Genomic DNA, 10,631 nt, shown 5'->3' with positions numbered 1-10,631 from the left:
TCCATAAAATATTTAATAGATGGGCCTATTTCATAAGCGCCGAATTTTAGTCCAACGGCTGTTTGATAATCCTGTGCCTGTGAGCGTTTACTTACTAATAAGAACGAAACTGAGAGAAATAGAATGTAAGCTAATTTTTTCATGTAGTGATTTTAGTTAACGAATTAAATTATGTACAGTGCCGTAAACACTTGCTTTGCCGTGTTTTATGCGCAATGTATCCTGCAAATAAACGGCAGATTTGAAATTTTATGGCATTTTGAGCAGGAAACTACGCTTAGAAATTTTCATAGTGCTGATTTTCAGGTTAAAATAATGCTGCTTTAATATTCAGTTTATATACACAAATGGAGTATTTTAGGCAAAAACAATCTGCCGGTGATATCCATGAATAAATTTAATATAAAGCTAAGCAGGCCCTTAAGCATGCTTTTATTAGTACTGCTTTTGGTACCCGTTGCCTGCGTGCAGAAACATTTAGCTGTAAAAGGAAAGGATCAGCAATACCTTAACGGTATGGTGGTATGCGCTTACCCGGATGCGGCTAAAGTGGGACTTGATATATTGAAAAAAGGCGGTAATGCCGTTGACGCGGCCGTTGCTGTACAGTTTGCACTGGCGGTAACCTTGCCCGAAGCAGGTAATATTGGCGGTGGCGGATTTATGGTTTACCGCTCGGGCAGTGGCGAAACTAATACACTTGATTTTAGGGAGAAAGGCCCTGCAGCGGCTAATGCCAATATGTATTTGGATTCGGCAGGGAATGTGATACCTGATATGAGCCTTTATACTGATAAAGCATCAGGTGTGCCTGGTTCTGTTGATGGCATGGTACAGGCGCACGCCAAATACGGCAAATTGAAATGGGCCGATCTGGTGCAGCCGGCTATTGACCTGGCCCGGAAGGGATTTAAGGTAACTAAGCACCTGGCATCGGATCTGAACCGCACAAGCGTTCAGTTTAAACAACTAAACCCCGGTAAAAATTATTTGGTAAAAGATACTGCGTGGCAGGAGGGCGATATATTGGTTCAGGAGGATCTGGCTAAGACTCTGGAACAGATACGTGATAAAGGCCGGGATGGCTTTTACAGTGGTATAGTAGCCGATCAACTGGTTGCCGAAATGAACAGCGGCGGCGGCATCATATCAAAAGCTGATCTGCAAAATTACCATTCGGTTTGGCGAAAGGCCATTATTGGCACTTATTTAGGATATAAGATCATCACCATGCCGCCACCCTCAAGCGGTGGAATAGCTTTGCTACAATTGTTAAAATCGGTTGAAAAATATCCGTTAAACAAATGGGGCAATAACCAGGATTCGACGGTGAGGTTGATGGTAGAGGCCGAGCGCCGGGTTTACGCCGACCGATCCAAATACCTGGGCGATCCGGATTTTTATAAAGTGCCAGTTGATAGCTTGCTGAACCCTGTTTACATCGCATCACGCATGCGTAGTTTTAGCTGGGATGCTGCTACACCAAGCACCAGCATACAGCCCGGAAGCTTTGTTGGGTATGAAAGTGACCAAACCACGCATTATTCTATTGTTGACCGGGAGGGTAATTCGGTATCTATCACAACTACCCTTAACGATAGCTTCGGTTCAAAAATATTTGTTAAAGGCGCTGGTTTTTTATTGAATAATGAAATGGACGATTTTAGCTCTAAGCCTGGTGTGCCCAATATGTATGGGCTGATAGGAGGTAAGGCTAATAGTATTCAGCCAGGCAAGCGTATGCTATCGTCCATGACACCTACCATAATTGAAAAAGATGGTAAGCTGTTTATGGTAGTAGGCACCCCAGGTGGCTCAACCATCATGACATCGGTTTTTCAAACCATTCTTAACGTGATCGCATTTGACCAGAACATGCAGCAGGCGGTTGCCTCCAAACGTTTTCATCACCAATGGCTGCCAGATGAGGTGGGTATTGAAAAAGGCGCGCTTGACAGTGCAACCGTAATAAAGCTGCAAAACAAAGGTTATAAAATAATCACCCGAGGTGCGATTGGTCGTGTAGATGCCATATTGAAAACCCCGCAAGGTTATTATGAAGGCGGAGCAGACCCGCGTGGTGATGATACTAAACTGGGTTGGTAGCTATTTAGGTTGTACGTAGAACGTTTTACGTGATACGTTTTTTACTTTAAAATTGTCTTTTACGTAAAACGTTCTACGTATAATGTAAAACCTATGGTGTATTACGTTTTTCCCTTGCGTAATCAACAGGCATTTCTTACGTTTGGTATGCATGCAAAAGAATGTAAAACATCAGGAAACCATTGATTATTTTTTGAAAATAGTTTGGCAAACCGTTGCCAACAGGTATAACCAGTTGGTTACTGAGTTTGGCATTACGCAATCCATAGGCTACCTGCTTATCAATATCGACGAAAAGGAAGGTACCACCGTTTCGCAGGCTGCTGCCTTGCTGGGGCTTAAATCAACCAGTTTATCAAGAATGCTTAGCCAGCTAGAAAAAACCGGGTTAATTTATCGCGAATCAAATAAGGGAGATAAGCGATCGGTTAAAATTTATTTGACCGAGGTGGGGAAAGAGAAACGTCACCAGGCCCGTGCGGTAGTAAAACAGTTTAATAATTATCTTGATGCCCATATCAGCGAGGCTGATAAACAATATCTCACCGAAATGCTTAAAAAGGTAAATAAGCTTACCTTGAATTATAAACCATAGTAGTGCAGCTACCCACACTTTTACTTAAAATTGAACGTTTTATTCAGGAAAACACCATAAATGCGGTGCAATTTGGAGCTGATATTTTTATTAATTGTTAAAAAATGTTAAGCTGCGGTTTTTCTATTATAAAAGAATAAATTTGCCTTTTGAAAAATGAACAGGACGCTGTTGCTTTTATTGCTTTTTATTGTAGGTTTTGCGGCATGCCAAAAATCGGCAACTGACCCTTTGATTCAGTATAATGCGCAAAAAGCTATTGATGATACGCTGGTGAGTAAATATTTAAAAGCTAACCCGGGTCTTGGTGCCAAACGTGTCACCGACACATCTGGGGTTTATTATATTATAAAACCAGGTGAGGAAGGTTCAGGTAACGATCTGTTTACCAATTCAACGCAGATTACGGTGGGTTATACCGCACAGCTATTAACCACAGGAAAGCTTATTGTTGAAACCAATAATTTTCACCCGTCGTACACGCTGGGACAGGTGATAAGGGGCTGGCAGCTGGGTATACCACTTGTTAAAAAGGGCGGTAAAATAAGATTGATCGTACCATCGCGTTATGCGTATGGGCCGTTTCCGCAGGATTCAATAGGATTACCTGCAAATGCGGTACTTGATTTTAATATACAGTTGTTTAACGTGATTAACTAACAGAATAAAGACAGGCCGAAGGCGCTAAAAGAGCGCTATAGCCGAAATAAATAAACTTAAATGAGCGAAAATGTGCTCATTGATAGCCAAAACAAATTGACTAAATGAAACAAAAAATTTTTACGCTTTTATTAATCACTTCAATCGGTTTATTATCCTGCCGCAAAACCAATAATGATCCGAATATTAAGCAGTACGACGACATTCAGATACAAAACTATATCAAAGCCAACGGATTAACTGGCATGAAAAGGGATACCTCACATGGCGATACCAGCGGCATATATTATGAAATACTTTCACAGGGTTCAACTGCCGGTATAAAGCCGTTAGATTACTCTGATAGCGTAGCTTTTGTATTATCGGTGAAGACCTTTGATGGTAAATTTGTTAATCAGGATACCCTTAACCTGGCGCATTTTGACGGCCTGGTAGGATATATATCGTTAGGATCATCCATTATGGGCTTTACCAAAGGTTTGCAATCTGCCATACATGATGTGATTAAATATCCCGGCACAAGAGCCAGAATATTGGTTCCATCACGCGTATGTTATGGTGTAAACGGAGCTGGTTCAGGAAGCTCAAGTAACGTAAATAACCGTATTGCCGGTAACCAATGTATTGATTATTATGTAAATGTGATTACCTCAATACCTAAGTATCAGGACTATTTAATTAAGGAGTACATGCAAAAGAATGGCCTTACAGGTTTTACGCAAGTAACATCCGGCCGTGGAGCAGGTATGTATTATAAGATAACTACACCCGGCAGTGGTGTGGGTGATGTTTATGATCATAATTTAAGTTCTTCTTTTGTAGGCACTTATACGGGTAAATATTTAAATGGCGCATTATTCGGAAGTACTGCAACAGACCCCGAAACCGCAGGTACAACAACATTAACTACATTTGATCCAACTCAAGGTGATTTAGTAGCAGGTGTACAAGAAGGGTTAAAGGGCCTAACTTCAGGTGCAGCAATTACCATGCTATTACCATCAAGATTGGGATATGGTAAGATAGGTAGTCCCCCTATTGGACCGGATGCTTGTTTACGTTTTGACTTTGTTATGGGTACAATTACCAATCCATAATCACTTTGCCAAAGCTGCTTTAAAAGCTTTTAAGCAGCGGTCGCGTGCAAAGGCATGATCAATAATGGGTTCCGGATATTTGCTAAAGTCGGCATATTCCGGAACCCATTTTTTTATGTATTGCAGGTCCGGGTCAAACTTTTTAGTTTGCGCGTCGGGGTTAAATATTCGGAAGTATGGTGCAGCGTCGGTACCGGAACCAGCCGCCCATTGCCAGCCGCCTACGTTGCTGGCCATTTCATAATCAAGCAGTTTGCGGGCAAAGTAATGCTCGCCCCAGCGCCAGTCAATCAATAGGTCTTTACTTAAAAAGCTGGCCGCTATCATGCGTACACGATTGTGCATAAAGCCTGTAGCATTTAGCTCGCGCATGCCGGCATCTACAATAGGGTAGCCGGTTTTTCCTTCGCACCAGGCTTTGAATTGTTTTTCGTCATTAACCCATTTAATACGGTCGTATTCCGGTCTGAAGGCATGATCCATCGTTTGTGGGAAATGGTGCAATATCATCATATAAAACTCGCGCCAAATGAGCTCATTCAGCCAGGTTTTATCATGGCTGGCATGGGCAGCTTTGGCCAATTCGCGGATGCTCACCGTACCAAACCGCAGGTGCATCCCAATGCGAGATGTGCCTTTAAGTGCCGGAAAATCCCTTTTTTCTTTATAATCGCCAATTACATCTTTATATCCCTGATCAGGAAAAGGCATACTACTTTTTTCAAAGCCCATATCTTTTAACGAGGGCAGATGCAGGTTTTTAGTTTTAACTAGCTTGCTTAAATATTTATGGGTAGGATAGGCCTTCAGGTAAAAAGGTTTGAGGGTGCTGTACCATTTACGCTGATAAGGAGTGTATACGGTATAGGGCTTACCATCATCCTTAACCACCTCAGTCTTTTCAAAAATTACCTGATCTTTAAAAGTTTTAAGTTCAATGTTATGCTTGCCGAGCTTTTCTTTTACGGCTTCGTCGCGTTTGGTGGCGTAGGGTTCATAATCATGATTGGTGTAAACGGCTTCTATCTGATATTCTTTAATGATGGAATTCCAGGCATGCTCAGCTTTGTCATATATCACCAGCAGGCTGCTGCCATGCTGATGAAGTTCTTGCTGCAAATTTTCAATGGTTTCATAAATGAAAGTTACGCGGGCATCGTCCTTATCTTCCAGCTCATCCAGAATTTCTTTATCAAAAATAAAAAGAGGGAGTACCGGGTTTCCGCTTTTTAAGGCGTGGTATAGCCCCGCGTTATCGTTTAAACGCAGGTCGCGGCGGAACCAGAAGATGCTTAGCGGTGTTTTGTTATCCATATATTTCTTTTAACGCAGCAGGCAGTTCAGTATAACTAAACTTAAAACCCGCATCCTGTATTTTTTGTGCCGATACTTTGGTACTGCCGAGTACAATACTACTCATCTCGCCTAATAATAATTTTAGCATAAACGCTGGTACATTTGGCGCCCATAAAGGCTTATGCAATTGCTTGGCAACCGCCTGGGTTAACTGCTTATTGGTAACCGGGTTGGGCGCAACCATATTGTATACACCCTTTAAACCGTGATTTTCGATAGCTTCCATATATATGTTCACCACATCGGCCCAATGTATCCAGGGCACCCATTGTTTGCCTGTGCCTATAGGCGAGCCGATATAAAGTTTTATAGGCTTAGCCAGGGTAGGCAGCGCGCCCCCCTCTTTATCAAGCACTACGCCTGTACGGAATTTGACGACCCGCAAATTCAGTTTTTCGCCTTCATCAACTGCCGCTTCCCATAGTACGCAGCAGTGAGCAATAAAATCTTTCGCCGGAGCGTCAGCTTCAGTCATCAACTCATCACCGCGATTGCTGTAATATCCAATGCCAGATGCCGATACAACTGTAGTTACCTGATGCGGTTTCTTTTTAAGCAGATCATATATTAGGCCTATTGATCTTACGCGACTATCAATGAGTTCCTTTTTGCGGGCATCTGTCCAGCGTTTGTCGGCTATACCGGTGCCTGCCAGGTGTACTATGGTATCAATGCCCTCAATACAATGTTCATCAATAAGGCCTTTGTTAATATCCCAAACATAAGTTTTGATATCAGGGTTATTGCCCGGCTTGCGGCTTAAATGGCTAACAGAATAGCCTTTGTTAAGTAACACCCTGGTAAGCCGCCTGCCTAATAAACCCGAACCGCCGGTTATCAATATGTTTTTTTTGCTCATTCGTTTGTTGGTTATACGCGCCTACACACCTTCGCCGTAATGTACAATTTCGCGGGCCATGCCATTAAATATAAACAGGTGGAAAGGCCACATGGCATACCAGTACAAGCGACCCCACAATCCGTTGGGCCTAAAGGTAGCTACCTGGCTCAGATTTTTTTTACCGTTGCGCTCAATTATTTTAAATTCCAGCCAGGCCTCGCCCGGGAGTTTCATTTCGGCATAGAGGAGCAAGCGTTTACCTTGTTTATCGGCCAGTAACACCCGCCAAAAATCAATCACATCTCCCGGCGAAATATTGATGCTGCTGGTACGGCCCCGACGTGAACCTACCCCGCCAAATATCTTATCCAGGAAACCGCGTATGTTCCAGATCCAGTCCCAGTAATACCAACCCCGGTTGCCACCTATCGACATAAAATTGGTGAATACCTCCTCGCTACCGCGTTCAAAGGGCATTTTAACTTTATATTCTAATGTGCCATTTTGTGGTACCTTGATCTGATCCATAAAGCCCGAATTCAGGTAACCCATGTTCAGCGCATCTTTCCAGCTGGAAACGATGGAGTTTTGCTCAATTTTTACAAAAGCAAGGTTCAGGGCCTCCTCATAAGTTAAACATTTGCGGGGCACAATGGCGTCAATATCATGCTCGTGCATTATTGTTTCGTTTTTCATGCTGTTCACCAGACTCTGGGCCAGTGTATAACTTACCGAGGTGACAAAATAAAGCCAGTACGATGATATTCTGGGCGACAGAAAAGGTATGGTAATGATGTATCGTTTAAGTTTGCGTACCCGTGCATAAGTAAGCATCATTTCCTTAAAAGTTAAAATATCGGGGCCACCGATATCAAAACTGCGGTTAAAGGTTTTTTCGTTTAGCATTACGCTTTCCAGGTAAGCCAGCACATCGCGTATGCCTATGGGCTGGCAGCGGGTATTTACCCAGCGCGGTACGGTCATGACGGGGAGTTTTTCAGTCAGATCACGAATGATCTCGAATGATGCACTGCCCGAGCCGATAATAATAGCGGCCCTTAAAACGGTGAGTGCCGATTTGCCTTCTTTCAAAACATCCTCCACATGTCTGCGCGATTGGAGGTGTTTGGACAGGTTACCATCATTAACAATCCCGCTCAGGAATATGGTTTGCCGGCAATGGGTTTTATCAAGCGAATGAATAAAGTTATAGGCCGATAAAGCCTCGAGCATGGCAAAATCCTGCGTTTGCGACATGGAATGCACCAGGTAATAAGCAGCTTCAATATCGGTGGGGAAATCCTCAATGCTTTTTTCTTTCAGCAGATCGCCGGTAATGAGCGTAACCCGATCGCTAAAATCACTGTGTTCATGAAAGCGTCTTTTATCGCGTACCAGGCAAACAACATCATGACCTTTCTCCAATAAAATGGGGATCAGCCTTGTACCTATATAACCATTAGCACCAGCAATTAACACTTTCATGTAATGGTCAACAACTGAAAAGGCAGGGTGTTTTTAAATTACCAACTTAAAGCCTATTCCATAAAACTTGCGATTATCGGTTATATCTGATTTTTTATTCTGCCATACATTACGGCCAGAAGCAAATATCTCAGTGTTCTTAAAGTGGGTTGCTTTTAAACGATACCCAAAGTAAAGGTTCTGCAATGAAAAGGAATGTGCGTTTTGGCTTGCTACAAGTGGATTGAAAGGTATGTCTTGGTTAATAATACCTGGCTTGCCGGTTTGATACAACATGTCAAGACCGGCAAATATATTATGATAGTCAAAACGATTTATCCAGCCGCCGGTCCACATTTTATCTCCATAAGTAACACCTTCGCCAAATACAGTAATATTTTGCTTATTATTAGTGCCATTAATGCTGCTTGTAAAGTGGATAGTTGATTTGTTTATAATGTTGAAACTTAAGCTTAAGCGGTTAAGCGTGAATTTATCATCTATGAGTGTTGTAAAAGTACGATTGGGGATGTAAGGCAATGAGTAATTTTCTAAAAGTTGAAATTTACTATGGTCATAATTGTAACTGACTGTTAAGAATAATGAAATATCAATCACCGCACCCGCCTGGTATGTATTGGAAGGTTTAAGTGGATTATAATCTGTAGAGTTGCTCATTACAGCATCAATAGCACTTGGGAAATTATTAAGCTGCAAAAAAATGTTTGACTGCGAATATGAACCGAATAGTTTAATGCCTACGGAATTCAATTCCGTAGGCATTAAACATTAATGTTAATGGATGCAAACGGAAAACTTCGTTTAATGTCGGTATTAAAATTTTTCTTTGAATTTAGCACAGTTAAGAAACCGCCCTGTAAGTTAACGATGCTTTTATATGACAAACCTAACGATGATGTTAACAAATAATCTTTACGCGTAGTGTATACATGCGATGAGTACGAACTTGCAGAGGTTAGCAGGGGGGAATCATTTAACAGATAATTGACAAAGCTGTTACTCACATTAGAAGAGTCGCTTACATAACGGTAGCTAAAGTTAAAAGAGGGTTCCAGGCTAAAGTCGCCAAGTGTTTTTTGATAAATCAAATTATCAGTCAGTAAAAAAGAGCTTGTCCTGTGTTTGATACTATCAACGGATTTTGAGCTGTTTGCACTGTAGCCTGTAGTAGTACTGGTAGTGAGGTTGTTTTCAGCAAAGCTGAAATGATTATATGATCCTGAAATTTTATTCGTAAGCCCTGTTACAATTTGAGAGTTTAATTGTAACGTAGTATTAAACAAGTTTTGATTGGTGTGTTGATTTACAATAGTTTGAGTTTGTGATGATGATTGATTGATATTACTTATTAGGTTATTGGTAGACTGGAATTGATTAACCTGCGGCATATAATTTACTGATGCGCTCAGTGTATTTCTACGGTTCAATTTTACATCTGCATAGCCATTAAATTTGAAAATGTTGTTGGCTGTCGGCTCATTTACTTGTAAGGTTGATGTTTTTAATGTAGGATAAACATCTCTTAAGTAGGTAGCGGATATTCCAGCACTTATGTTTTCAGAGTTTTTATAACCTGAAAAGTAATACTGATGAAACAGATTTGTGGTACTGTTTACATTTTCATAACCTTGGTTATTTCTGATTGTCACCAGGCTGGTTTGCCCTGCTGCGTCAATACCAGATGAATTAAGGTGGCTGCGTTTTGTTTTTATTAATACCAGTTGCTGTTGTGGAAGGGCGCCGTTAGTTTGTGCAGCGGCATTTTGAACCAATGTTATTTCATCAATGTCATGTATATTATAAGCATCAACATTATTAATTGCGTTACCATCAATAATATATAATATACTGTTGCTGTTGGTGTAGGTTCCATTGAACCAAACATTAATAGCATCAGTTAAGTTGGCAAAAGGGAATTTTTCCAGGTCTGCAGCCTTTATCGTGATATCTTGCGTAAGGTTTTTGTTAATTCGTAACCTTCCAAGATCATAATGTGTACTATCTGTTTGAGAATAAGCCGTTGAACATAGAAGACATAACGCTGTTATGGTAACAAGATAAATTAGTCGTGATTGCATGAATAGGTATAATAAATGGCGTGAATATAATAGTATTACTGCTATTTATCAGGTAATATTCATTTTGATAATAATTTATAATTTATCGTTCTGTATATGAGTGAGTTTTGAATAAAAGATAGTATTACCCGATCCGCTCAATATTCCAAAACCACATGCGGTTTATAAGTATCCGTTTTAACTTCAGCTTTTAGTTCGTGCAGTATATTGTACAGTCCAAAGTTGGTGCGGTTGATATAGATGAAATGCTTAACACCACGGGCCTGTTTAAACTCAGGGAGCTTTTTAAGACGCTCGCCAAATTTATAAAGCTTATCAAAAAACGCGGTTTCACTGAAGTCAAAATGATCATTGATGTAAGGCATGGCAAACAGCTCGATCATTTCCTTAAACTGGGTATAAAAAAACTCGAT

Annotated in this window: 10 protein-coding genes and 1 pseudogene; 5 read left to right on the top strand and 6 right to left on the bottom strand. The window is 41.1% G+C overall.

The features are described 5' to 3' along the window. Positions 1-171 precede the first annotated feature (171 nt). The 5 genes from AAGC65_RS21925 (at position 172) to AAGC65_RS21905 (ending at position 4,458) form a co-directional block, all read left to right on the top strand. Positions 172-327, top strand: a complete 156-nt coding sequence (locus AAGC65_RS21925; RefSeq protein ID WP_343114605.1) for a hypothetical protein — start codon at positions 172-174, stop codon at positions 325-327. Positions 328-426: 99 nt separating this feature from the next. After that, complete coding sequence (gene ggt / locus AAGC65_RS21920) at positions 427-2,106, top strand: gamma-glutamyltransferase (RefSeq protein ID WP_343114604.1); 1,680 nt, start codon at positions 427-429, stop codon at positions 2,104-2,106. A gap of 151 nt (positions 2,107-2,257) precedes the next feature. Continuing rightward, on the top strand, positions 2,258-2,701 hold the full coding sequence (locus AAGC65_RS21915) for a MarR family transcriptional regulator (protein WP_343114603.1): 444 nt from the start codon (positions 2,258-2,260) through the stop codon (positions 2,699-2,701). A 156-nt stretch (positions 2,702-2,857) separates the two neighbouring features. Then, positions 2,858-3,361, top strand: a complete 504-nt coding sequence (locus AAGC65_RS21910; RefSeq protein ID WP_343114602.1) for an FKBP-type peptidyl-prolyl cis-trans isomerase — start codon at positions 2,858-2,860, stop codon at positions 3,359-3,361. Between the two features lie 104 nt (positions 3,362-3,465). Next, positions 3,466-4,458, top strand: coding sequence for an FKBP-type peptidyl-prolyl cis-trans isomerase (locus tag AAGC65_RS21905; RefSeq protein WP_343114601.1), 993 nt, complete (start codon positions 3,466-3,468; stop codon positions 4,456-4,458). On the opposite strand, the gene AAGC65_RS21900 is transcribed toward AAGC65_RS21905, so the two are convergent. From AAGC65_RS21900 to AAGC65_RS21875, 6 genes and pseudogenes are all read right to left on the bottom strand, one after another. After that, a complete protein-coding gene (locus AAGC65_RS21900) occupies positions 4,459-5,772 on the bottom strand; it encodes a deoxyribodipyrimidine photo-lyase (protein ID WP_343114600.1) in 1,314 nt (437 codons plus the stop codon). Next, positions 5,765-6,673, bottom strand: coding sequence for a TIGR01777 family oxidoreductase (locus tag AAGC65_RS21895; RefSeq protein ID WP_343114599.1), 909 nt, complete (start codon positions 6,671-6,673; stop codon positions 5,765-5,767). Before AAGC65_RS21895 ends, AAGC65_RS21900 begins: the two co-directional genes overlap by 8 nt. Before the next feature lie 21 nt (positions 6,674-6,694). Next, on the bottom strand, positions 6,695-8,140 hold the full coding sequence (locus AAGC65_RS21890) for an SDR family oxidoreductase (protein ID WP_343114598.1): 1,446 nt from the start codon (positions 8,138-8,140) through the stop codon (positions 6,695-6,697). Positions 8,141-8,173: 33 nt separating this feature from the next. Next, the gene (locus AAGC65_RS21885; RefSeq protein WP_343114597.1) at positions 8,174-8,902 is read right to left on the bottom strand and encodes a hypothetical protein; all 729 of its coding nucleotides are present in this window, start codon (positions 8,900-8,902) and stop codon (positions 8,174-8,176) included. Next, positions 8,902-10,218 (bottom strand): hypothetical protein, encoded by a 1,317-nt coding sequence (locus tag AAGC65_RS21880; protein WP_343114596.1) that lies wholly within the window; start codon positions 10,216-10,218, stop codon positions 8,902-8,904. Before AAGC65_RS21880 ends, AAGC65_RS21885 begins: the two co-directional genes overlap by 1 nt. Before the next feature lie 137 nt (positions 10,219-10,355). Then, a pseudogene (locus AAGC65_RS21875) lies at positions 10,356-10,631 on the bottom strand (AarF/ABC1/UbiB kinase family protein); the annotation flags it as partial.

It is taken from the genome of Mucilaginibacter sp. (assembly GCF_039207105.1).
Taxonomy (GTDB): Bacteria; Bacteroidota; Bacteroidia; order Sphingobacteriales; family Sphingobacteriaceae; genus Mucilaginibacter.
This window is presented reverse-complemented; position numbering and strand designations above follow the sequence as displayed.

What these genes read in the sequence shown, in the direction of transcription:
- AAGC65_RS21925 (WP_343114605.1), top strand. Translation starts at nt 172, where the DNA reads ATGTACAGTGCCGTAAACACTTGCTTTGCCGTGTTTTATGCGCAATGT.
- ggt (WP_343114604.1), top strand. Translation starts at nt 427, where the DNA reads ATGCTTTTATTAGTACTGCTTTTGGTACCCGTTGCCTGCGTGCAGAAA.
- AAGC65_RS21915 (WP_343114603.1), top strand. Translation starts at nt 2,258, where the DNA reads ATGCAAAAGAATGTAAAACATCAGGAAACCATTGATTATTTTTTGAAA.
- AAGC65_RS21910 (WP_343114602.1), top strand. Translation starts at nt 2,858, where the DNA reads ATGAACAGGACGCTGTTGCTTTTATTGCTTTTTATTGTAGGTTTTGCG.
- AAGC65_RS21905 (WP_343114601.1), top strand. Translation starts at nt 3,466, where the DNA reads ATGAAACAAAAAATTTTTACGCTTTTATTAATCACTTCAATCGGTTTA.
- AAGC65_RS21900 (WP_343114600.1), bottom strand. Translation starts at nt 5,772, where the DNA reads ATGGATAACAAAACACCGCTAAGCATCTTCTGGTTCCGCCGCGACCTG.
- AAGC65_RS21895 (WP_343114599.1), bottom strand. Translation starts at nt 6,673, where the DNA reads ATGAGCAAAAAAAACATATTGATAACCGGCGGTTCGGGTTTATTAGGC.
- AAGC65_RS21890 (WP_343114598.1), bottom strand. Translation starts at nt 8,140, where the DNA reads ATGAAAGTGTTAATTGCTGGTGCTAATGGTTATATAGGTACAAGGCTG.
- AAGC65_RS21885 (WP_343114597.1), bottom strand. Translation starts at nt 8,902, where the DNA reads ATGCCTACGGAATTGAATTCCGTAGGCATTAAACTATTCGGTTCATAT.
- AAGC65_RS21880 (WP_343114596.1), bottom strand. Translation starts at nt 10,218, where the DNA reads ATGCAATCACGACTAATTTATCTTGTTACCATAACAGCGTTATGTCTT.